Source organism: Cyclobacterium sp. SOCE241, assembly GCF_056867545.1.
This window is the reverse complement of sequence record NZ_CP149779.1, coordinates 1-20,518: the sequence shown is the minus strand read 5'-3', so window position 1 is coordinate 20,518 and position 20,518 is coordinate 1. Positions and strand designations below refer to the sequence as shown.

Here is a 20,518-nt window from a genome sequence, read left to right as displayed (position 1 = left end):
ATGGTTTATCAAATAATTGGAATAGTATAGACCACTAATATTCAATAACATAAGTTTAAGCAATATGAACCAAAAAACTTGCATTTTATACTGAAATTCATTAACATTAATTCAGTTTTTAGCGACAAAACCCTGAACAAAAATTCTATTCTGAAGTTTATTTTAAAATTGCAGTTTTATGTTTTGAGATATAAAACTTAATTGTTTCACAAAATCACAAACCTATTGCTTCACCTCTTTTCAAGAAAAATGTATGAAAAACTTCAATTACTTTATCTTCGCCATACTGATAATTAACTCAGCATGCTTGTCACAAAGAGACTTTATTGCCGAATACGATTACAATTACAAAGGAGCCTTCAAAAAGTACAAAACTTTTGGATTTGTGGCTGAAGAAGGGAAAAACGACAGGGATTTTACCGGAATTATTGAAAAATCCATTTCCTCACGATTAGGCTCTCAAGGATTTAGGGAAAGAGATAAAAATCCAGATCTTCTAATTATCCACAAGCTTTATATGAGTGAAGTGAGGTACAGGGGATACAACCAACCAAACTTTGACTATTGGTTAAAAAAACAGGGAATAGAACTGGTTGAAGAGTCTGTTTTGGATAGTCTCGAAAGACAAAAAAGGGGTGAAAATTACAACGCCATAAAATACACTCAGAATGATGGGATGCTTGTCGTTTTGGTAATCGATCATAAAAAAGGAAATACTATTTGGCAAGGGTATACTTCAGCTTATTTTGATTATAACTCTCCAAATATCCACATTGATTTAACCCGAGCCACCTATAAAGTAATGGATCAATTTAAAATTTTGACAAGGAATTAACCGCTAATTGTAAGCGATGTATTCGCTTCCTCTATCAACTACAACCTTTGTAATCCTGTCTGTATTTTTCAGGCAGGATTTCATTTTTAAATTCTTTATATAAAGCACTTTTGTCTCATTGCCTATCCTTATCTTTGTGGTATGGACAAGAATAATCAAACAAGTAAGGAAACCTTTTTGGAACGACTTTCATTAAAAAATTTCAATAAAATGCAATTGGAATTTATGGAGAAGGCCTCAGGGGATGCTCCTGTCATGCTATTGGCTCCCACGGGTTCCGGAAAAACACTTGCCTACCTTATTCCGATGGTCCAACACTTGGAGGCCTCCACAGCGGACGCCACTGCACTTATTATAATCCCTTCTAGAGAACTTGCTTTACAGATTACTGAGGTTTTCAAATCATTGAAGACAAATTTTCACGCTTGCGTTTGCTATGGAGGGCACTCTATGCGAACAGAAGAGAATAGACTTATGGAAAAGCCTAAAGTGATTTTAGGGACTCCGGGAAGACTATCAGAACATGCGCAAAAAGGGAATTTAACGGATTTAAATATTAGTCTGGTTATTTTGGATGAATTTGATAAATCCCTTCAATTTGGTTTCCATGAGCAATTAAGCGTTATCTTTAAAGACCTTTCTGAGGGACAAAAGTATTTTCTTACCTCTGCAACTACCCTCAATACCTTGCCCGAATTCTTACCTTTCAAAACTTATGAGAAAGTGGATTTCTTGAAAGAAGGTGAAGTAATGACCTTATTGCTACAGTTGGTTAGGACCTCAAGTGTAGAAAAAATAGACAGCCTAATGCGCCTTGTTTCAGATTTTGGACAGGAAAGCACTTTGGTATTTTGTAACCATAGAGATGCCGTAGATCGAATAAGCTTACTCTTAACAGATTTTGGCTTTGAGCATGTGGTATTGCATGGTGGCATGGAACAAATTGATAGAGAAAAAACCTGATAAAATTCAGAAGTGGTACACACTCCTTATTAATTGCCACAGATCTTGCATCCCGAGGCTTGGACATACCTGAAATCAAGCATATTGTTCACTACCAATTGCCTCCAAAGAAAGATGCATTTGTACACAGAAATGGAAGAACGGCAAGAATGATGGCCGAAGGGCAAAGTTACCTGTTGCTTGCTCATGAAGAAACCTTCCCTGAATATGTAGATAATAATTTGCCTGAATACCAGCTTCCGCAAGAAATAAAAACACCAGAGTCCTCCCCTCTTACCTGTATTTATTTAAGTGTTGGAAAGAAAAATAAAGTCAGTAAGGGAGATATTGTTGGATTCTTCACCAAAAGAGGAGGATTAAAAGGCAGCGAAATTGGCATGATTAATATTCTCGACAATGCCAGTTATGTGGCCATTCCCACAGAAAGAGTAGACGACCTTCTCAACAATACTTACAATCAAAAATTAAAAAAGCTGAAAGTAAAAATGGAAGTGGCCAACTAATCCAACCCTTCTTTTTCTGGTGATAAGGCTTATTCCCAACCTGTGTCTTTCAAGGCAGGGTCATTCTCCTTTTTAAGGAAATCTGCTTGAGATAAAGAATCAGCTTCCCAATTTAAAATGGCTTCATCCGGGATTGGATCTAAAGCCTCTTTCCATGCGGTAGAAGTCTCACTGTAGGCAATATTGGATTGAGAATTAAAACATGAAATTATGGACCATCTAGGCTTTTCCGAAAGGTTTGCTGCTGACCGGTGCAACAAGTTACTATGGAAGAAAAGCGCGTCTCCGGGATCAATTTCACAGTAGACAAGATCCATCGTTTTTAAAGCATTCTCAACCATCACCATATCAGCCCCAACTTGCTCACCGGCAAACCCATGATTCACCCTTCCAAGCTTGTGTGAGCCTCTGATTACCTGCAAACAACCGTTCTGCTTATTTGCCTCTGTTAATGCAACCATTACACTCATTAATTGATCAGGAAACATGAATTGGTTTTTATACCAATATCCATAATCTTGATGCCATTCCCATGCGCCTCCTACTTTGGGTTCTTTTTGCATTAACTTGGAATGAAAGTGACATACAGGCGCTTCTCCCTCGAGCAATTGCCCTACCGCATTTACCATTTTTTCACTTCTAGTCAAATAGCCAAAAACGTCATTCCCAGGTTTAAACCACAAGGAAAGCTTGGTCTTCATGCCCGATTGGTCATTTAGATCCATGGCATTTTTACTCATTGCCTCATCCTCCAAAGCTACCTTATAAAGCTTATTGGTTTCCTTTTGGCTACAAAATCCTTTTACAAGTAAATAGCCATCTTTTTGGTATTGGGCAATTTGTTCTTCAGTCAGTTTCATAGGCTTACAAACAAATTTATGTTAATGATAATAAACGATTTTACGTGGGCTTCTATTTAATCATATAGAACTACGGTTTGACTACTTATACCCTTACCTATTTTAATCAGTTAAGTAGAACCTTACCTTTATCAATATCCCTTAAATTCTCCTCAAAATCAAGTGAAAATAAAATTTCCTCTTATTTTCACCCACAAACTGAAATCAATTTTAGAAAGCATTGGCTTAAAAAAATCCTGTGGTTATCTTACTTCTTTATTTAATCTCGAAAAATGAAACAGCTAAACTTAATCTCTCTAGGTCTGCTAATTTTATTAACAGGAGCATGTAAAGAAGAGAAGGCATTGAATATCAAAAACCCTTCTCCTACAAACAATATCATGCATTACCTCAAACAAGAGGCCAAAGGAATGACTGATCATTTTTCTTCAAGTTCCCTTACCCTGGATGAATGGGATTCGGTTCGTACTGTAAAACACCATCAATTTATAGAAATGATGGGATTTAATATGACTGAACCAAGGAATCCTCCCAAAACTTACTTCCAAGGCACCTTGCAACAAAAAGGCTTTCACATCGAAAAATTTTACTATGAATCCCTTCCCAATTTATTTGTCCCGGCAAACCTCTATGTACCCGACAATATTTCTCAACCTCGGGCAACAGTAATTTATCTTTCCGGTCATTCTCATGGGCAAAAGGTAAACTACCAGGCGCATGCGAGAAGATTGGCAGAACTTGGATTTGTCACCTTAATTTTTGACACCATCCAATTTGGTGAAGTTTGGGGACATCATTGGGGACCTTATAACAAGGGATGGTTCAATTGGTACTCTCGAGGCTATAACCCCGCCGCTGTAGAATTATGGAATGCAATAAGAGGCCTGGACTACCTTGCTACACGTGTTGACGTGGACATGGACAATATTGGCATTACCGGCATTTCGGGAGGAGGCTCCCAAAGCTGGTACTTTGCTGCAGCAGACCCAAGAGTTAAAGCTGCAGCGCCTGTTTGTGGAGCGGGAACCATGGACTCGCAGGTAGGCGAAAGAAGAATAGATGGCCATTGTGATTGCATGATGATCAACAATGGCTATCAAATGGATTACACAGATATCGGAGCTTTAATTGCCCCCAAACCTCTGCTTATAGCCCAATCGGATAGAGACGAACTTTATGGGATTGAGTCCACAAGGCAGTTTTATCAAACATTACGCAACTTCTATAAAAAATTTGATGCAGAAAATAATATTTCACTAGTAGAAACACCGGGAGGGCATTCTTACCATCCAAAATCGAGGAAAGCCATTTTTTCTTTTTTCCTTCAACACTTAATGGGCAAAGATGTTCCCGCTGAAGAAATAGTAGATATAGAAACCAATAAGGAAAAATTACTGCCTGCTGACAGCCTTAACGTTTATAATGGCAGGCCGCCCGCTACAGATATCACCAAAACCATCCAGCACTCCTTCATCAAAACGGCCGAAATCCCGGTTATCAATAGTAGAGAAGATTTAGTAGACCATCAAAAAAGTTAAGCACTTTCTCAAATCAAGAACTTTTGGAGCATTTCCGGATGCTGCAATAGATTTAGGAGGCAAAATGATTTATAGAACCGCTGACTTGGCCAAGTATGGGAATAAAACCTACAGTTTTAACAGCGAAGAAGGATGGGAACTTAAAGTAAATATCTTTTACCGGCACCCTCAAGAAGAGAAATCGCCTCTGCTCTTGGTACTAAGAACCCCGGGAGAGGAAAGGTGGGAAAGTGAAGGTTTTGCGCAAAAAGTACCTGGAAAGCATAACATCGCGTACGTGGAGGTAAGGGGCGTGGGGGAAGCCGGCTGGGCACCTGAGCTAAATTGGCATATCAGGCGTTCAGCAGCTTGGCTAGGCAAAACCATCGCTTCCATGCAAATCTATGACACCATGCGCGCATTGGAATTCTGTAGAACATTGCCTGAGGTAGCACCCAATAAAATCAGTATTCTTGGCAGGGATGGAATGGCATCCATAGCCATGTATGCAGCATTGATGGATGAAAAATGTGAAAATATTTATTTGGCCTATCCACCGGAAACACATGACCAACCCAGCCCAAAAAATGGAAGGGATTTCGCTTTAGAATTATTGAATGTATTACGGATTACCGATATGTATCAGATTCCGGCGTTGATACACCCAACAAAAACCTATTTCATTGGTGAAATCCCGCCTGCTTATACTTGGTCGGATACGGTACTAAATAAAGCAGTTAATGAGCAATTGTACGTTGTAAATTAATATAAAATTAGGCATGGATGTCCTAAAAAATCTACTTTCAAAAGATTATTTAGCCGCCATATTTTGTGTTTGAATTTCCATAAGCCCTAGCTTTAGTAGGAGAGCTGCAGTTTTGAGGGCCTAAATAAAGTACCTCATTTAATATTTCATAAGTTTCAATCGAGCGAAATAAAATAGCCAAAGATTCAAAGACCTACCAAAAGCAATGAAAACATCTCGATTTCGGTAACTTTGATACATTTTTTTCTACCAAAACACTCACTAATATTCAATAAATCTTAAGATCAAAACATTATTTATTATTAAGAACCTTTCATTTGAGTTTTATCATAATCAATTTGGTAAACCTCAATATTAATTGGTCATTTATTTTGTTTTTTATTAAATATAATTAATTTTATAAGGATAAATTAAATACTACCTACAATCAATAGCGTACTGATTGCTTTTTTGTTCTTTTCCCTATTAATAGAACAAATTAAGTTCAATGATAGTGATTCTTTGCTTTATCGAGATTATTAAGGCTCGGTTTCCTAGCGATTGAACTAACCTGCTATAATCCCAGCTACAAAACACTAGTATCAACCTCGGGTTAGATAATTAATTGATCCATGAAAAAAGCACTTAAAGGTTCCAGTTTTTTATTCTATTTTCTCACAATAATAGTGTTTTTCATCTTGGGGGCTATGTTCTCTGGATACATGGGGGTAGGCAAAAATCAAGGATTAGCCGGTGCTACCATATTAATTGGCTATGCCCTGTTGTATGCTTTTGGTGCCTTGATCCTAGCAATAATACTGGCAGGTAGATTAAAAACAAAAATTATCGTTTACACCAATTTTATTCTATTTATTGTACTGAGTATTTTACTTTTTCTAGGATACATGCGCCATTTAGAATTGGAGAGAGACAAGGTTCCTGCCCAACAAAAACAAATCACCCCCAAACCAATTCCAGTCCAACCGGTCCACAATATTCAATTTGAAAAGGTTATGGGTCAAGGATTGTTTAGCCCCAATTTTTCAGCAAATGACAAACTGTATTTTTATTCCCCATCAAACCCAAATGCATGGAATGGCCTTGGAGAGGTTATAGACAGTTTGGTGTTTTATAAAAATCATAATGGACAATATGATATCCAATATGCACCCCCTTACTTCTTCCCTGAAATAGAAAAATTAGATTACGATTGGCTGATGCTAAAAGTGCTAACTTCCGGAAAGCATATGCTAGAAGTAGAGGTAAACAAAGAAACAGGTCAATCGGTACTTATAGATAAATTCAGTGGCCACCTAATCTATTGGCCGGAGTTTATTCTAAATATAAATAGTGTGGAAATTCTTGATGCGTTCCCACAAAAGGTATTGGTTAAACCTTTAGAAAATGCTTCAATTAACACTAGACCTTATGATTTTTTGCAACCTATAGCAGTCCGGGGAGATTGGCTGAAAGTTAAACTTACTGACAAAGATTTCTCAAGTCTTGACCAAGGATGGATAAAGTGGAGATCAGGTGGTAAATTGATAATTCGTTACAGTTTATTTAGCTAATTCAAAAGCTATCAATTTGTTTGCGCTAGGAAGGTAATATCTTTTTGCCTAAAATTAAAAAAATACGATTTTGACGGTATTGACATCTATTAATTTATACTGCAACACCGAGCAAAATCGTTTTCCTAATCAAGCTTTTAAGAGGCTTGCTTTAATCGCTTTAATCCTTGATTGGAGTGTGGTTTCAGTCATGTTCACCTCATCTGTGGTAGCTAATAAGAAATCTTTGACCGCTCCTTCATGATCTTTAGACTTCCCATGTTTCATATCCACATAACGCATGGTGGTCCACATCAATGTTTTCAATTCTTCCTTATTATCATCTGTCATGTAATATTCCACAATCACTGAATGGTGATCGTGCCAAATCACTCTGCTCATGATTCTCACCCATTCTCCAACTCTAGCCGGTCTTACATAGGAAATACTGTGATTGTAAACGACCCAAGCGGCCTGGTATTTACGAATAAAATCCATCATTTCCACCCCATATAATTTCGGCACCTGATCTTCCCTAGCATTAAAAAAATAATCGAAATACTTGGCATTATTGAGGTGTTGCAATGGATCACAATCCTGAAACCTGATCACTACCCTACTTTCCGTCTCTTTAGGATAGTGCTTGTCTTTATTATATTCGAACATAATTTTTAAGTTTGATCCATATTATCATCAAAGATATATGATTTAAATCATTGTGTAATTTAGATAAATATTCATTAATTTAAAGAAACTAAAAGGCCAAATATGAAGATCCTTGTTCCAACTGACCTATCTGACAATGCTGATCAAGCACTAAATTTTGCAGTGTCCTATGCTCAGCAGCAATGTGCAACCATAACATTGATTTTCTCCTATTTTGCAGTATATGATTTTGCTGCTGAAGCTGTAAGAATGGCACAAACCATAGAGAACAATGCCAAAGCTGAATTAAATAAAATAATTAGCAAAGTAGGTAGAGATGTAGAAATAGATTTTAAGATTATTCAAGGCACCGTGGCCAATGCCATATTTTCCACAGCCAATAATGATGACTATGACCTTATCATCATGGGTACCCAAGGGGCAAGTGGTATTAAAAAAATCTTATTGGATCCAATACCGCTAAGGTTATCAAGGAAAGTAGCATTCCTGTCATTGCAGTACCCTTTGGGTCTTCATTTGAAAGCATTGAGAAAATTAAAGTTGCTGTAGATCTTCAACATGATAAAGAAGGCATTTTCAGGAAATTGATTAAACTCACTGAAACTTGGAATCTACCCTATGAAATTATTCATATAGAAAACAAACCCAATTTCAGCAAAAAAATCATTTTCAAAGGACTTGAATCCTACTTGAATGAAAATTTTCCTGACTGCGATTTTAGCTTCGAGATGCTTCAGGAGATCAATACAGACAAGGGGCTAGAAAATTATGTAAAAAACAAATCAGATAGTTTACTAGTCATGTTTTCAAAAGACCGCGGTTTTTATATTATTTTATTTTCAAACATAGCCATAGTGTGAAAATGGTCTATCATACTCATATTCCTCTATTGGTCATCAAATAACATATGAAAGCAGTAGTGATTACACAACCGGGCCTTCCGGAAGTTTTAAAAATTAAAGAAGAAAGTAAACCCCAAATCGGAAGAGATGAAATTTTAATCAAAGTACGTGCAATTGGCATAAATAGACCTGATGTAGCTCAAAGAGAAGGTAAATACCCGGCCCCTGAAGGAGTCCCTAAGGATATTCCGGGCTTGGAAGTATCGGGATGGGTAGCCGACTTAGGCGAAAACGTTAAAACCTGGGAGATCGGAGATAAAGTTTGTGCTTTATTGGCAGGGGAGGTTATGCCGAGTTTGTTGCAGTTCCTCAAGAACAATGTTTAACGATTCCGGAGGGCCTGAGTCTAGAAGAAGCTGCTTCCCTACCAGAGACCTTTTTCACAGTGTGGAACAATGTTTTTCAAATTGGCAATTTTAAAAAGGATGAAATTGTACTTGTACATGGTGGTAGTAGCGGGATTGGGGTTGCAGCCATACAAATGGTGAAAGCCATGGGTGGCCAGGTGATTGTTACAGCGGGTTCTAAAGAAAAATGTGAAACCTGCTTAGATTTGGGAGCAAGTCTTGCTATCAATTACAAGGAGCAAGATTTTGAAGTTGAAGTTAAAAAATACTTGGGAAACAAAAAAGTTGACATTGTCTTGGATATGGTAGGTGGTTCTTATACCATAAAAAACCTTCGCCTATTGAATAGAAAAGGAAGATTGATCATGATAAATGCCATGGAAAATAGAATGGGAGAGGTCGACCTACTTCGAATAATGAGTCATCAGCTTGTAATAACCGGGTCTACTTTAAGGCCTCAATCCAAGGGCTACAAAGGTCATATTGCTACTAACTTGATGGAGAAAATTTGGCCATTGTTTCCTGATAAAATAAAACCTGTGATCCATACAGCATTCCCTATGGAAGCTGCTGCTGAAGCACATAAGTTATTAGAGAGTTCTAACCATATCGGTAAAATATTACTGTTGGTATAAATAGCGCCTGTTAACTATTCATTCACTTGAAACCGAAGCTGTCATGAGAAATCAATTCCTTTACCTGTTATTGCTTGCAAGCATCGTTTCATGTAATGCAAAAAATGGCAGCCGTGCTCTTACGGCTGATCAGACTGTTTTTGCGGAAGTCAACATTGTAGATGTCAGATCAGGGGCTATTTCTCCTGCACATGTCATCGTAAAGGAAAATATAATTGAGCAGATTCTTTCTCTGGAGGAAGACATTGATTTTGCCAAGGCCAAAGTAATTGATGGAAAGGGAAATTATTTGCTTCCGGGCTTAGCAGAAATGCACGCCCATATTCCGGACAAATCCTGGGACGATCCTCTGGTTCAAGAAACCCTATTTTTGTACTTATCCAATGGTATAACCACCATTCGGGGAATGTTGGGAAATGAAGTTCACTTACCCTTAAGAGAAAAAGCTGCAAACCAGGAAATATTGTCTCCTAGAATCTTTACTTCCAGCCCCTCTTTGAATGGAAATACAGTAACCACTCCTGGGGAAGCGCAGGAAAAAGTAAAAAATTATGCAGAAGCAGGTTACGACTTTCTAAAACTCCACCCGGGTATCAGAAAGCATGTTTTTGACAGCCTTGTGGCTGCAGCAAATAAATACGGGATCCCATTTGCCGGGCATGTCTCAAATTTGGTAGGCATCAGGCACGCCTTAAAAAATGGCTACCAGACCATAGACCACGTAGATGGTTTTATTGAAGGATTGGTTCCGAAAGAAGCTGGTGTAAACCCTACAGAGAATGGTTTCTTTGGTTTTAATTTCACGGAATTGGCCAACCCAAATACCATTCCGGAATTGGTTGAGCTAAGCAAAAAAAATAAGGTATGGGTGGTTCCCACTCAATCTCTTTTTGAGCGTTGGTTTTCTCCTATTCCTGCTGAGATATTGGTGGACCAAGAAGAAATGCAATACTTGAGTCCAAAAACCAGAGAAAACTGGGTAAAAAGCAAAAAAAATCTGACTGCCGGAGATAATTTTAATGAGACAAAATGGAAACAGTTCAACCAAATTCGGTATCAATTGATCAAAGCCTTACATGAAGATGGACAGGGTTTATTATTGGGTTCTGACGCTCCTCAAGTTTTTAATGTTCCGGGATTTTCTATCCATCATGAAATAAAGGGAATGCTAGCAGCGGGGTTAAGACCTTTAGAAATATTGCAAATCGGCACCTTAAATCCTGCACAATATTTTGATGGTAATTTTGGAGCCATTGAAGAAGGAATGGAAGCCGATCTGATTTTACTTAAAGCAAATCCTTTAGAAGATTTAAACCACTTAAAAAATCCTTTGGGGGTAATGGCAAGAGGTCAGTGGATAAGTGAGGAAACGATCAAAGAGAAACTCAAGCAAATCGCCGAAAAAAACAAATAGCTCACATTATGTGAGCTATTTAGTATATCGTTTTATAGATTTTTAACCTAAGGTATCCACAATTCCTTGGTAATACCCTACAGATTCTGCAATACCTGCCATAGGTGCTTCCATGTCTTTTTCATATTCCATGGCCAAGTGACCGGTATAATTGGTTTTGGCAAGCATTTTCACCACTGCAGGAATATCAATAACACCTCTTCCAAGCTCAACTGTTTTGCCATCAGCTTCTGCTTTAGAAACATTTTTCAGGTGTAAATCAAAGATGCGGCTTTTGTATTTCTTAATGTCTGCAACAGGATCATGACCATCACGCATATTATGTCCGATATCAAAGCACATACCAATACGCTCATCAAAATCCTTGATATGCCCCATGATAACGGTAGCATTTGGATACAATTTATCTTCAGGGCCATGGTTATGGATGGCAAACCTAATATTGTATTCTTTTACTTTACTATCCAAATAGGCTAAGTCTTCAATTCTTGGAATGCCTACAATCATATCTACTCCAACCCTTTTGGCATAGTCAAAAGCTTTATCTAAAGCCTCCTGAGTTTTTGAATAGATGGGGCCTACCGCATAACCTTTAATGTTTGCATCCGCCAATTTCTTGTGAAAAGCAGCAATTTCTGCATCTGTACTTTCCAACGGCAAATGAAAATCCTTAATACAAAGGTAGTTTACATCTACTTTTTGTATCATTTTTATGGTTTCATCAAGATCGAAATTTTTAAAAGTATAACCCGCAAATGCCAATTTAAGGTCTGATGGCTTGGCTAATGTGGCAGGTGCTGCTTTTAAATTAGATCCGGCTAATACGACACCTCCCACTGTTCCCAAGATGCTTTTTTTGACAAAGTCTCTTCTATTATTTTTTAATTGTGACATGATAAAATGGTTTATTTTATTCTATTGTTAATTTTCAACCCTTCATTTAATTCTTGCAATATAAAGGGAAGTAAGGAATTTTAAGGATGGGAATTCTAAAAATTTATGGTTTATTTACATTTTTAGAAAATATGCCTCATCAAAAACCTTTTATCAATGAGACCTTATATCCTAGCTGAAACAAACTGGAAAGCACTAAAAAAAGAAAAAATTGAGCTGGCGGTATTGCCTTGGGGGGCCACAGAAGCCCATAATTATCACCTCCCTTATGGTACTGATGTCTATGAAGCTGATGCGTTTGGAGCTGCTGCCGGCAAGATTGCATGGGAAGCCGGTGCCAAAGTGATGATATTGCCTACTATCCCATTTGGAGTTAATACCGGGCAATCCGACATCTATCTGGACATGAACCTAAATCCCAGCACCCAGCTGGCCATATTAAAAGACCTTGTGACTGTTTTACATAGACAAGGAATACCAAAACTGCTAATTCTAAATAGCCACGGAGGCAATGACTTCAAAACCATACTAAGAGAAATAGGCCTGCTATTTCCAGACATGTTTTTCAGTACCTGCAACTGGTTTCAGGCCATGGACAAACCCAAGTATTTTGAACATATGGGAGACCATGCAGACGAAATGGAAACCAGCCTGATCATGCATTTGCATAGTCATTTGGTTTTGCCTCTCGAAGAAGCCGGTGAGGGAAAAGACAAGCAATCAAAAGTAAAAGCCATTCGAGAAGGCTGGGCATGGGCAGAGAGAAAATGGTCTATGGTCACCGAAGATACCGGAATTGGAAACCCTAAAGCAAGTACAGCGGAAAAAGGAGCACGTTTCCTTAAAGATACAAGTGAAAAAATTGCCGAATTAATGATTGACCTGGCCAAGTTGGACATCAATGACAGGTACGAGTAAACCCGTAACAATTAATGAAAAAACCTTTGCGAACAATAACCTATGGCCTAGGCCTGCTTTTTTAACCATGCTGTTCATAACCTCAGGCATGGCACAACATGCAAAACAAACTTACTCTAGGCAGGATAGTTTGCGGGGAAGTATTACTCCGGAAAGGGAATGGTGGGATTTGGTTTATTACCACCTCGATATCGAGGTCAAGCCCAAGCAAAAGTCCATTGAAGGAAGCAATACCATTTACTATAAAGTAGTGAAGCCCGGGAAGGTCATGCAAATTGACTTGCAGCAGCCAATGAAAATTCAGGGGTTTTTCCAAAATGGAAAAGAGCTAGATTTTAAAAAAGAAGGAAACGCCTATTTTGTCACCTTTGAAACGCATCAAGAAGTAGGAGATTTACATTTTCTGGAAGTTGCCTACAGTGGGTCCCCAAGGATTAGTCCTAATCCCCCTTGGGAAGGTGGTCTGACTTGGGAAGAAGACAAAAAAGGAAAACCTTTTATCGCCAATTCCAACCAAGGGGATGGAGCAAGCCTTTGGTGGCCATGTAAGGACCATATGTACGATGAACCTGACAGCATGTTGATCAGTGTAAAAGTACCTGATCCGCTTATGAACGTATCCAATGGCAGGCTCCGTGAAATTGAAAAACACAATGACGGTAAAAGTACTTACCATTGGTTTGTTAGCAATCCAATAGCTAACTACGGCGTAAACTTAAGCATTGCAGATTATGCACATTTTTCAGAAATGTATCAGGGTGAAATAGGGCCATTAAGCCTGGATTATTATGTACTCAAGGAAAACCTCGAAAAAGCCAAGGTGCAATTCAGGGATGTGCCTCGATTAATGCGGGCCTTCGAACATTGGTTTGGCCCCTACCCTTTTTATGAGGATGGTTTTAAGTTGATCGAAGTACCCTACCTTGGCATGGAACACCAGTCGGCTGTCACCTATGGCAATGGCTATTCCAATGGTTACAAGGGTAAAGATTTTAGTGAAACAGGCTGGGGACTTACCTTTGATTATATCATCATTCACGAAGCAGGACACGAGTGGTTTGCCAATAACATTACCTATAAGGACATTGCCGACATGTGGATTCACGAAAGTTTCACTACTTATTCAGAAAGTCTTTTCCTAGACTATCACTATGGTGTCCTTGCAGGAAATGAATACCTTCAAGGGGCAAGGAGAATTATCAGAAACGATGGGCCTATAATCGGGGATTATGGTGTAAATCAACGAGGTTCCGGGGACATGTATTTCAAGGGAGCCAATATCCTACATACGCTACGGCAATGGATTGACAATGATGAAAAATGGAGAGGCATTTTAAGGAAAATGAACAAGGTTTTTTACCATCAAACAGTAACTACCGTTGAAATAGAGACCTTTTTGGCTGAGGAAAGTGGCTTGGATCTTCAGGCTTTCTTTGACCAATACCTTCGTACCGAAAAGGTACCGATTTTTCAATATTACTGGAAAGATAACAAATTGTATTACCGGTGGGAGAACACGATTGCCAATTTTGCCATGCCACTTAAAATTAATCAAAGTGAAAAGACGTATTGGATTGACCCTGAACTGGGCTGGAAAAGTACTGAAAAATTAGCAGCAAACGTAGCAATTGAAGTAGATCCAAACTTTTACATTTACACACAACAAATCCAAGCCATCAAATAAATGGTCATCCCCGAAATCTCATAAATTATGAGTAAATTTATTGCTTGATTTTAAATAAGGACTAAAATAAATGGACAACAATACTAAAATAGCCATCATAGGCTGCGGAAACCTGGGGCTTTCTATAGCCAATGGCTTATTGAGTACAGAAGGATTTGACGGAAAAAGGCTAATCGTAACCAAAAGACATCCGGAAAGTTTGTTTTACCTAGAATCCCAAGTCGTCACAGTACTAGCTGATAATAAAGAAGCTGTAAAAGATGCCGACTTTGTAATTTTAGGTGTTAAACCTTACAATATTCAGCCTATTCTACAGGAGATTAAGCCATTTTTAAAGAAAGATAAGCAAGTAATCGCCTCTTTGGCTGCTGGTATTACCCTGCAGGCCATAAAGGCTGAACTAGAACCCGGTACTACTGTTTTCAGGGTTATGCCCAATATAGCAGCAGATATTAAAGAATCCATTACCTGCATTTGTGGGGAAGGTTTTGACCAAAAAACAGAAGAGGCCATCAAAGCAATTTTCAATAGTGTAGGCATTAGCATCACTATAGAAGAACACCTGATGGAAGCAGCCACTGTTTTGGGGGCTTGCGGCACTGCATTTGTCTTACGCTTTATGCGCGCCATGGCCCAAGGAGGAATCCAAATAGGATTCGATGCCAAAACAGCCAATAAAATTGTAACGCAGACGGTCAAAGGTGCTGCCGAATTGATTATTCAGAAAGGGATTCACCCTGAAGCAGCCATAGATAAGGTAACGACGCCAAAAGGCTCTACCATCAAGGGCTTGAATGAAATGGAGCACCATGGCTTCAGTTCTGCCATGGTAAGAGGGGTAGTTGCCTCTTACGAAGACATCAAAAAATAAAATCATGAAAAGAGTCCTTCCCTGGCTGATGGGTTCAGCCATCTTCATCGTCATCTTTTATATGCTCGGACCAAAAGAAAGCATTCAGGACCTATCCGGTACTTATCCTGAAGTGCCATCAAATCTCAATGAACTGGAAGCCTATATACAGCAGGGTGAAGACACTGTGCAAGGCCTTAAACCTAATAATGAAGCCAGGATAGTCTGGGCTGACCCTGAGAAAAAGGAAAAACCGCTTTCAGTATTCTCTATGTACACGGTTTTGGTGCCAGTCAGATGGAAGGTGATCCTGTACATCAGCAATTGGCCAAACATTTTGGTGCCAACCTCTACTTGGCCAGACTACCGGAACATGGCATAGAGCGCGCAAATGCGTTTGAACACCTAAATGCCAAAAGCCTGGTGGATGGGGCAAGAAGGGCCTATATGATCAGCAGGCAATTGGGTGATAAGGTAATCGTGGTAGGGACCTCTATGGGTGGAGCCCTGTCATTGATCTTGGCGGAGGAAAGGCCTGAAATTCATTCCTTGGTTTTGTATTCCCCGTGTATCGGCATCTATGGTGATCGACTCGATCCTTTGTTTCAGCCTTGGATGAAGCAGTTAATGAAGATGACCATGACCAATGAAAATGGGGTGCAGGTGATAGAAAGAGAACCCGAAGAAGGAAAATATTGGGCAACAAATTATCATATCAATGCTTATACAAGTCTGGCTGTGCTGCTAAAAAGTAAAATGAACAAGGAAACCTTTGAAAAGGTAAAACAACCACTGTTTCTGGCCTATTATTACAAAAATGAGGAAGAGCAAGACAAGGTAGTTTCCGTTCCGGCCATGCTGGACATGTATGCCAGCGTAAGCACTCCTGAAAAAAAAAAGCGGAAAGTAGCTTTCCCTGAGGCCGGTGACCATGTGATTGCTTCAAGTTTGAAAACGGAAAGTTGGGACGAAGTGCTAGAGGAAAGCATAAAATTTCTGGAAGAAGTAGTCCAGCTAAGCCCAGCGGATAGTGTGAATGTAATGGAGAAATAAATTTAAAGTCAGTAACGCAATCGTCAATTGGAGAAATATCAAAATCCCCCTTTTTTTCCAAAGGGGGACTAAGGGGGATTTCTAACGTAAACATTCAGAAATATAAGGTTGATACAATTGGAAATTCAAATTGGTTTTTTTCGTTAACAGTAAACCTATTACAGTATTTAAATTTTCAAGGTGGAACTATTTAGAGGACTTGCTTTATTCTTGGGATAATTCTGTCAAATTTTAATCCTCCCTCAACACTGGCGTAAATATTAAGTACCTTAACATATCCTCATTATATTCAGGGTTAAAGGGATTGTTTGCAGAAATGTACAAACCTTTCTCACCCACAAAATGGTTGTTTGTGGTATAAACCTGAAATTTATCAAAAATATGTTCTCCGATAATATTCAGTTCGCTATCCAAAACCATCACACCCGAATAAGGTCTTGAGAATTCGAGCTCTCTATGGTTGTATTCTTCCTCCAAGTTTTCAGGATCAAAGGAAGGTAAAAATATTCGGTAAAAAACGTCCCTGTACTTATCATAAAGAAAGTTTTCATAACGGTCTGAGGAAAACCTATTAAGCCAAGCTTTTTCAATAGGAGGAATTTCGTTAACATAATTAAATTTGTTGACATGGAATGATTTAACCTCTTTTCGATTTGTAACTGTACCTGAAGCCATATCAAAAACCTGAATCTCATGGTCATGCCAAGGTGCAATGTATAGCTTTCCCTCCTTTTCTGTCCATGAGTAACCGGAAGGCTTTTTGCCATTATCCCAATAGTCTTCTCTGTAAAACATATCGTACCACTTCACATCTCCTGTATTAATATCTAAACTAAAGACCAATCTTTGCTTTTGAATGACATCTTTATTCATCCCATGATGGTCCATGAAAAGTGGTTGTGAACCGAAAATTTTGTTTCCATATTGATGTATTCGCCGATCAAAATTTGATTTTATTGTGGTAAGTGGTATTTGATCATCAATAATAGGTATTCTTTTAGACACCTCTCCATTAAAGTTTGTTAATACTAGATTTGGAGGCCTATTAGTTACCCAAAGAGAATCCCAACTAGTGACGGTTCCGGCATTAAATCCTGACACCCCATGTTCACCCTCCCTCTGAATAGCTATTTCATGAGCTATCTTCCCTGAGGGAAGTTCAAGAAATTGAAATTTATCCTCAAAGTGATTTAAAAGAAATAGGTATTCTCCGGAATCTGAAGCAATTAACTGGGTATACCAAGGATTAACCGGAGTGGTTTCTAAGAGCTTTATTTCAAGAAGACTGGTTTTATAATCAAGTGCCTTCTCTTTTACTGAATCTTTACATCCGGTAGCTATCAATATCAAAAACAGAAAAAATAATCTCATTAAGTGAAGTTATTTAATAAAAATATAAAGGCTCAAAATGGAATTTACAACTCTATTTTGAGCCTTTCTCAAATTTAACATTGATCATTACAAACACAACTCGTATCAATCATTGGGCTTTCACACTCCCCAGAGGCAGGATATTGACACCATTTTATTTCAAATTGGGCTGTCACCTCAGCTTCCTGACTAGAAACAAAACTTAAGCCAGCAACCGTTAACAATGAACCAAATAAAAGCAGTGGTTTTTTAAAGAACTTTTTCATTATAAAAATAATTTAGGTTGAAAATAAATTTGAGTAAACCTAAAAAAAAACCACTTATCCAAATTTAATTAGCGTTTAATTACAACTAATAAAATAAAATATTGATAAATGTTTTATTTTGTTTTATAATTAATTCTCCCCCAACTCCGGGGTAAATATTAAGTACCTCAACATATCCTCATTATATTCTGGGTTAAAGGGATTGTTTGCAGAAAATGTACAATCCTTTCTCACCTACAAAATGGTTATTTAATGAATAAACCTGAAATTTATCAAAAATATGTTCTCCGATAATATTCAGTCTTTCGCTATCCAAAACCATCACACCCGAATAGGTCTTGAGAATTCGAACAAAATGATTGTATTCTTCCTCCAAGTTTTCGGATCAAAGGAAGGTAAGAAACTCGTAAAATACATTCCTGTACTTATCATAAAGAAGCCGCTTTGCAACGGTCTGAAGAAAAGAATTTGCCAAACGCTTTTTCCATTGTGGTGATTTCATTGACGTAATCAGTTTCGTTGACATGATTAGATTTCACCTCCTTTCGATTTGTAACTGTACTCGAGGCCATATCGTACCTGAATCTCATGGTCATGCCAAGGTGCAATGTATAACTTTCCATCCTTTTTCTGTCCATGAGTAACTGGAAGGCTTTTGCCCTTATCCCAATAGTCTTCTCTGTAAAATACATCGTACCACTCCACATCTCCTCTGTATTAACATCCAAACTAAAGACCAATCTTGCTTTTGAATGGCATCTTTATTCATCCCATGATGGTCCATGAATAGTGGCTGTGAGCCGAAAATTTTGTTTCCATATTGATGCATTCGCCTATCAAAGTCAGACCTTATTACGGTAAGTGGTGTTTGATCGTCAATAGTCACCTTTTACTTCTCCGCTAAAGTTAGTTAAAATCCGGCCAGAGGCCTGTTGGTTACCCAAAGAGAATCCCATCCGGTAACTGTTCCGGCATTAAACCCTGAAATTCCATTTTCTCCCCTCTCGCTGAAATTTATTATTTCATGAGCGATCCCTCCTGAGGGAAGTTAAGAAATTGGAATTTATCCTTAAAATCGTTTAAAAGTAAAAAGTATTCACCCGAGTCAGAGGCAATCAATCCGCAGGTCGAGGATTAACCGGAGTGGTTTCTAAAGCACTTCAAGAAGATTGGTCTTAAAATCAATTGTCTTCTCTTTTACTGAATCTTTACATCCGCTCATTACTAATAGTAGGAAAAGGGAAATTATTCTCATTCTTTATAGGTAATTAAAGCTCAAAAAAGAGTTAAAACGAAATCAATTAATAGTGTTAAATCAGTGATATATTCTCTCATCATTAATCCTCCCCCAACTCCGGCGTAAATATCAAGTACCTCAACATATCCTCATTATATTCTGGGTTAAAGGGATTGTTTGCAGAAATGTACAATCCTTTCTCACCTACAAAATGGTTATTAATGAATAAACCTGAAATTTATCAAAAATATGTTCCCCGATAATATTCAGTTCGCTGCTATCCAAAACCATCACACCCGAATAGGGTCTTGAGAATTCGAGGTCTAAATGATTGTATTCTTCCTCCAAGTTTTCGGGATCAAAGGAAGGTAAGAAAACCCGTAAAATACATTCCTGTACTTATCATAAAGAAGGCTTTTGAAGAAAAGAATTTGCCAACGCTTTTTCCATTGGTAAGATTTCATTGACGTAATCAGGTTTGTTGACATGATTAGATTTCACCTCCTTTCGATTTGTAACTGTACCTGAGGCCAAATCAAAACCCAACTTGCCGGTCATGCCAAGGTGCAATGTGTATAGCTTTCCATCCTTTTTCTGTCCATGAGTAACCGGAAGGTTTTTTGCCCTTATCCCAATAGTCTTCTCTGTAAAATACATCGTACCACTCCACATCTCCTGTATTAATATCTAAACTAAAGACCAATCTTTGCTTTTTGAATGGCATCTCCTTTATTCATCCCATGATGGTCCATGAATAGTGGTTGTGCTCCAAAAAATCTTACTGCCAAATTGATGAAACCTTCTGTCAAAATTTGACCTTATTGAGGTAAGTGGAATTTGATCGTCAATAATAGATACTCTATTTAGTACTTCTCCATTAAAGCGTTAATCAACGCTAAAACCTGGAGGCCCCATGGCCACCCAAAGAGAATCCCATCCGGTAACTGTTCCGGCATTAAACCCCGAAATCGCATTTTCTCCCTCTCGCTGAATTGTTATTTCATGAGCGATCCCTCCTGAGGGAAGTTCAAGAAATTGGAATTTATCCTTAAAATCACGAAAGTAAAAGGTATTCACCCGAGTTCAGAGGCAATCAACTGGGTATATCGAGGATTAACCGGAGTGGTTTCTAAAAAGCTTAATTTCAAGAAGATTGGTCTTAAAATCAATTGTCTTCTCTTTTACTGAATCTTTACATCCGGTAGCTAATAATATCAAAAACAGAAAAAATATTCTCATTCTCACAAGCAATTAAGGGTACTTAATAACCTACAAAAATTTTAAAACGGTCATTTAATTTTTAATTTA

25 protein-coding genes are annotated in these 20,518 nt (G+C 38.1%); 16 read left to right on the top strand and 9 right to left on the bottom strand.

Annotation, left to right across the window (positions count from 1 at the left end; all coding sequences use genetic code 11):
• Positions 1 to 253 precede the first annotated feature (253 nt).
• From WG932_RS00125 to WG932_RS00115, 3 genes are all read left to right on the top strand, one after another.
• Positions 254 to 835, top strand: coding sequence for a DUF4136 domain-containing protein (locus tag WG932_RS00125; RefSeq protein ID WP_014021527.1), 582 nt, complete (start codon positions 254 to 256; stop codon positions 833 to 835).
• Between the two features lie 141 nt (positions 836 to 976).
• On the top strand, positions 977 to 1,798 hold the full coding sequence (locus WG932_RS00120) for a DEAD/DEAH box helicase (protein WP_483086488.1): 822 nt from the start codon (positions 977 to 979) through the stop codon (positions 1,796 to 1,798).
• Positions 1,795 to 2,301: a DbpA RNA binding domain-containing protein gene (locus tag WG932_RS00115; protein WP_483088758.1), complete on the top strand. Its 507-nt coding sequence runs from the start codon at positions 1,795 to 1,797 to the stop codon at positions 2,299 to 2,301. Before WG932_RS00120 ends, WG932_RS00115 begins: the two co-directional genes overlap by 4 nt.
• Positions 2,302 to 2,330: 29 nt before the next feature.
• Here WG932_RS00115 and WG932_RS00110 read toward each other — a convergent pair whose 3' ends face one another.
• Entirely contained in the window at positions 2,331 to 3,161 is an 831-nt protein-coding gene (locus tag WG932_RS00110) for a phytanoyl-CoA dioxygenase family protein (RefSeq protein WP_014021525.1), read from the bottom strand.
• A 272-nt stretch (positions 3,162 to 3,433) separates the two neighbouring features.
• Between WG932_RS00110 and WG932_RS00105 the strand changes: the two genes are divergently transcribed.
• The 3 genes from WG932_RS00105 to WG932_RS00095 all read left to right on the top strand — a co-directional run bounded on the left by WG932_RS00105 (position 3,434) and on the right by WG932_RS00095 (position 6,994).
• Positions 3,434 to 4,699: an alpha/beta hydrolase family protein gene (locus WG932_RS00105; protein WP_483086487.1), complete on the top strand. Its 1,266-nt coding sequence runs from the start codon at positions 3,434 to 3,436 to the stop codon at positions 4,697 to 4,699.
• Between the two features lie 64 nt (positions 4,700 to 4,763).
• Entirely contained in the window at positions 4,764 to 5,444 is a 681-nt protein-coding gene (locus WG932_RS00100) for an alpha/beta hydrolase family protein (RefSeq protein WP_483086486.1), read from the top strand.
• A 611-nt stretch (positions 5,445 to 6,055) separates the two neighbouring features.
• The gene (locus WG932_RS00095) at positions 6,056 to 6,994 is read left to right on the top strand and encodes a hypothetical protein (protein WP_339678899.1); all 939 of its coding nucleotides are present in this window, start codon (positions 6,056 to 6,058) and stop codon (positions 6,992 to 6,994) included.
• A 129-nt stretch (positions 6,995 to 7,123) separates the two neighbouring features.
• On the opposite strand, the gene WG932_RS00090 is transcribed toward WG932_RS00095, so the two are convergent.
• The gene (locus tag WG932_RS00090) at positions 7,124 to 7,639 is read right to left on the bottom strand and encodes an acyl-CoA thioesterase (protein WP_014021522.1); all 516 of its coding nucleotides are present in this window, start codon (positions 7,637 to 7,639) and stop codon (positions 7,124 to 7,126) included.
• 102 nt (positions 7,640 to 7,741) lie between these two features.
• Here WG932_RS00090 and WG932_RS00085 point away from each other — a divergent pair, with 102 nt between their 5' ends.
• Genes WG932_RS00085 through WG932_RS00065 form a run of 5 tightly spaced genes read left to right on the top strand, consistent with a single transcriptional unit; the run spans position 7,742 to position 10,937 of the window.
• Positions 7,742 to 8,188: a universal stress protein gene (locus tag WG932_RS00085; RefSeq protein ID WP_483086485.1), complete on the top strand. Its 447-nt coding sequence runs from the start codon at positions 7,742 to 7,744 to the stop codon at positions 8,186 to 8,188.
• A 35-nt stretch (positions 8,189 to 8,223) separates the two neighbouring features.
• The gene (locus WG932_RS00080) at positions 8,224 to 8,499 is read left to right on the top strand and encodes a hypothetical protein (RefSeq protein ID WP_483086484.1); all 276 of its coding nucleotides are present in this window, start codon (positions 8,224 to 8,226) and stop codon (positions 8,497 to 8,499) included.
• Between the two features lie 47 nt (positions 8,500 to 8,546).
• On the top strand, positions 8,547 to 8,867 hold the full coding sequence (locus tag WG932_RS00075; RefSeq protein WP_483086483.1) for an alcohol dehydrogenase catalytic domain-containing protein: 321 nt from the start codon (positions 8,547 to 8,549) through the stop codon (positions 8,865 to 8,867).
• Positions 8,804 to 9,523 carry an NAD(P)H-quinone oxidoreductase gene (locus WG932_RS00070; RefSeq protein ID WP_483086482.1) on the top strand — a complete coding sequence of 240 codons (720 nt, stop codon included), beginning with the start codon at positions 8,804 to 8,806 and terminating at the stop codon, positions 9,521 to 9,523. The genes WG932_RS00075 and WG932_RS00070 overlap by 64 nt, the downstream gene beginning before the upstream one ends.
• 43 nt (positions 9,524 to 9,566) lie before the next feature.
• Complete coding sequence (locus WG932_RS00065) at positions 9,567 to 10,937, top strand: amidohydrolase family protein (RefSeq protein WP_483086481.1); 1,371 nt, start codon at positions 9,567 to 9,569, stop codon at positions 10,935 to 10,937.
• A 42-nt stretch (positions 10,938 to 10,979) separates the two neighbouring features.
• Here the strand turns inward: WG932_RS00065 and WG932_RS00060 are convergent, their stop codons facing one another.
• Positions 10,980 to 11,831, bottom strand: a complete 852-nt coding sequence (locus WG932_RS00060; protein WP_149394031.1) for a sugar phosphate isomerase/epimerase family protein — start codon at positions 11,829 to 11,831, stop codon at positions 10,980 to 10,982.
• A 156-nt stretch (positions 11,832 to 11,987) separates the two neighbouring features.
• Between WG932_RS00060 and WG932_RS00055 the strand changes: the two genes are divergently transcribed.
• The 5 genes from WG932_RS00055 to WG932_RS00035 all read left to right on the top strand — a co-directional run bounded on the left by WG932_RS00055 (position 11,988) and on the right by WG932_RS00035 (position 16,336).
• A complete protein-coding gene (locus WG932_RS00055) occupies positions 11,988 to 12,749 on the top strand; it encodes a creatininase family protein (RefSeq protein ID WP_014021517.1) in 762 nt (253 codons plus the stop codon).
• Positions 12,733 to 14,433, top strand: a complete 1,701-nt coding sequence (locus tag WG932_RS00050) for a M1 family metallopeptidase (protein ID WP_483086480.1) — start codon at positions 12,733 to 12,735, stop codon at positions 14,431 to 14,433. The genes WG932_RS00055 and WG932_RS00050 overlap by 17 nt, the downstream gene beginning before the upstream one ends.
• A gap of 70 nt (positions 14,434 to 14,503) precedes the next feature.
• Positions 14,504 to 15,304, top strand: a complete 801-nt coding sequence (gene proC / locus WG932_RS00045) for a pyrroline-5-carboxylate reductase (RefSeq protein ID WP_483086479.1) — start codon at positions 14,504 to 14,506, stop codon at positions 15,302 to 15,304.
• Positions 15,305 to 15,308: 4 nt separating this feature from the next.
• A complete protein-coding gene (locus WG932_RS00040; protein WP_483086478.1) occupies positions 15,309 to 15,665 on the top strand; it encodes a hypothetical protein in 357 nt (118 codons plus the stop codon).
• A complete protein-coding gene (locus tag WG932_RS00035) occupies positions 15,581 to 16,336 on the top strand; it encodes an alpha/beta hydrolase (protein WP_483086477.1) in 756 nt (251 codons plus the stop codon). The genes WG932_RS00040 and WG932_RS00035 overlap by 85 nt, the downstream gene beginning before the upstream one ends.
• A gap of 231 nt (positions 16,337 to 16,567) precedes the next feature.
• Here the strand turns inward: WG932_RS00035 and WG932_RS00030 are convergent, their stop codons facing one another.
• The 6 genes from WG932_RS00030 to WG932_RS00005 all read right to left on the bottom strand — a co-directional run bounded on the left by WG932_RS00030 (position 16,568) and on the right by WG932_RS00005 (position 20,287).
• Positions 16,568 to 17,707 (bottom strand): DUF4221 family protein, encoded by a 1,140-nt coding sequence (locus tag WG932_RS00030; RefSeq protein WP_483086476.1) that lies wholly within the window; start codon positions 17,705 to 17,707, stop codon positions 16,568 to 16,570.
• Between the two features lie 74 nt (positions 17,708 to 17,781).
• Positions 17,782 to 17,973, bottom strand: coding sequence for a hypothetical protein (locus tag WG932_RS00025; protein WP_483086475.1), 192 nt, complete (start codon positions 17,971 to 17,973; stop codon positions 17,782 to 17,784).
• A gap of 193 nt (positions 17,974 to 18,166) precedes the next feature.
• Entirely contained in the window at positions 18,167 to 18,349 is a 183-nt protein-coding gene (locus tag WG932_RS00020; protein WP_483086474.1) for a hypothetical protein, read from the bottom strand.
• 52 nt (positions 18,350 to 18,401) lie between these two features.
• A complete protein-coding gene (locus tag WG932_RS00015; protein ID WP_483086473.1) occupies positions 18,402 to 18,701 on the bottom strand; it encodes a hypothetical protein in 300 nt (99 codons plus the stop codon).
• 1,044 nt (positions 18,702 to 19,745) lie between these two features.
• Complete coding sequence (locus WG932_RS00010; RefSeq protein WP_483086472.1) at positions 19,746 to 19,934, bottom strand: hypothetical protein; 189 nt, start codon at positions 19,932 to 19,934, stop codon at positions 19,746 to 19,748.
• Positions 19,935 to 20,095: 161 nt separating this feature from the next.
• On the bottom strand, positions 20,096 to 20,287 hold the full coding sequence (locus WG932_RS00005; protein WP_483086471.1) for a hypothetical protein: 192 nt from the start codon (positions 20,285 to 20,287) through the stop codon (positions 20,096 to 20,098).
• Positions 20,288 to 20,518: the final 231 nt, after the last annotated feature.

What these genes read in the sequence shown, in the direction of transcription:
- WG932_RS00065 (WP_483086481.1), top strand. Translation starts at nt 9,567, where the DNA reads ATGAGAAATCAATTCCTTTACCTGTTATTGCTTGCAAGCATCGTTTCA.
- WG932_RS00075 (WP_483086483.1), top strand. Translation starts at nt 8,547, where the DNA reads ATGAAAGCAGTAGTGATTACACAACCGGGCCTTCCGGAAGTTTTAAAA.
- WG932_RS00025 (WP_483086475.1), bottom strand. Translation starts at nt 17,973, where the DNA reads ATGAAAAAGTTCTTTAAAAAACCACTGCTTTTATTTGGTTCATTGTTA.
- WG932_RS00105 (WP_483086487.1), top strand. Translation starts at nt 3,434, where the DNA reads ATGAAACAGCTAAACTTAATCTCTCTAGGTCTGCTAATTTTATTAACA.
- WG932_RS00030 (WP_483086476.1), bottom strand. Translation starts at nt 17,707, where the DNA reads ATGAGATTATTTTTTCTGTTTTTGATATTGATAGCTACCGGATGTAAA.
- WG932_RS00035 (WP_483086477.1), top strand. Translation starts at nt 15,581, where the DNA reads ATGGAAGGTGATCCTGTACATCAGCAATTGGCCAAACATTTTGGTGCC.
- WG932_RS00090 (WP_014021522.1), bottom strand. Translation starts at nt 7,639, where the DNA reads ATGTTCGAATATAATAAAGACAAGCACTATCCTAAAGAGACGGAAAGT.
- WG932_RS00095 (WP_339678899.1), top strand. Translation starts at nt 6,056, where the DNA reads ATGAAAAAAGCACTTAAAGGTTCCAGTTTTTTATTCTATTTTCTCACA.
- WG932_RS00085 (WP_483086485.1), top strand. Translation starts at nt 7,742, where the DNA reads ATGAAGATCCTTGTTCCAACTGACCTATCTGACAATGCTGATCAAGCA.
- WG932_RS00110 (WP_014021525.1), bottom strand. Translation starts at nt 3,161, where the DNA reads ATGAAACTGACTGAAGAACAAATTGCCCAATACCAAAAAGATGGCTAT.
- WG932_RS00100 (WP_483086486.1), top strand. Translation starts at nt 4,764, where the DNA reads ATGATTTATAGAACCGCTGACTTGGCCAAGTATGGGAATAAAACCTAC.
- WG932_RS00055 (WP_014021517.1), top strand. Translation starts at nt 11,988, where the DNA reads ATGAGACCTTATATCCTAGCTGAAACAAACTGGAAAGCACTAAAAAAA.
- WG932_RS00010 (WP_483086472.1), bottom strand. Translation starts at nt 19,934, where the DNA reads ATGCCATTCAAAAAGCAAAGATTGGTCTTTAGTTTAGATATTAATACA.
- WG932_RS00125 (WP_014021527.1), top strand. Translation starts at nt 254, where the DNA reads ATGAAAAACTTCAATTACTTTATCTTCGCCATACTGATAATTAACTCA.
- WG932_RS00060 (WP_149394031.1), bottom strand. Translation starts at nt 11,831, where the DNA reads ATGTCACAATTAAAAAATAATAGAAGAGACTTTGTCAAAAAAAGCATC.
- WG932_RS00050 (WP_483086480.1), top strand. Translation starts at nt 12,733, where the DNA reads ATGACAGGTACGAGTAAACCCGTAACAATTAATGAAAAAACCTTTGCG.
- WG932_RS00040 (WP_483086478.1), top strand. Translation starts at nt 15,309, where the DNA reads ATGAAAAGAGTCCTTCCCTGGCTGATGGGTTCAGCCATCTTCATCGTC.
- WG932_RS00120 (WP_483086488.1), top strand. Translation starts at nt 977, where the DNA reads ATGGACAAGAATAATCAAACAAGTAAGGAAACCTTTTTGGAACGACTT.
- proC (WP_483086479.1), top strand. Translation starts at nt 14,504, where the DNA reads ATGGACAACAATACTAAAATAGCCATCATAGGCTGCGGAAACCTGGGG.